The sequence below is a fragment of the Moraxella sp. genome, from assembly GCF_024227015.1.
Taxonomy (GTDB): Bacteria; Pseudomonadota; Gammaproteobacteria; order Pseudomonadales; family Moraxellaceae; genus Moraxella.
Genome location: NZ_JAAELD010000093.1, coordinates 1 through 631 on the forward strand (window position 1 = coordinate 1; position 631 = coordinate 631).

At 46.9% G+C, this 631-nt stretch carries 1 protein-coding gene; it reads left to right on the forward strand.

Translation table 11 applies throughout. The annotated features are described in order from the left end of the window. A partial coding sequence (locus tag GY683_RS02085) for a CHAT domain-containing protein (protein WP_297287174.1) occupies positions 1 to 631 on the forward strand: 631 nt, incomplete at both ends.

A 631-nucleotide genomic window follows, 5' to 3' on the forward strand; every position in this document is an offset into this window, starting at 1 on the left:
CCCAGAAAAAGTCCGTACCCTTTTACAAGCTGCCCGTCGAGCACTGGATGAAACCATTGCCGCTATCCGCCAAGTCGAAGGCTACGGCGAATTTCTCGCCGCACCTGAATTTGTGGATATTGTCGCAGCGGCTAAAGGCGCGAATTTGGTCTATTTAGCGGTGACAAAAGCGGGTGGTTTAGCACTGTTCGTTAATGAAAAAGGCGAAATCACGCCCGTGTGGCTACCAGAACTGACCGAAGAAACACTCCTAGAAACTTTAGAAAATGAAGAAGCTCCCTATAGTGCTTATTTACAACGTTATGATGACTGGCGTACTCATCCAAAAGAACATGACTACATAAAAAAATGGCACGAAAGCCTAAAGAATACCACGGAACTATTATGGCAAAATATCATGGCTCCCGTGGTTGATGCCTTGCCTAAATCAGCAACAGTCACCCTGATCCCGGTAGGCTTATTGGGTTTACTGCCCTTACACGCCGCTTGGAGATTAGAGGGCGGTGTCAAACGTTATGCTTTGGATGAATTAACGATCAGTTATGCCCCAAATGCACGATCTTTAACCCAAGCCAGAAAAGTCGCTCATCGGGTGACGGCTGATCGTATGTTAGCCATCGATGAACCCAAA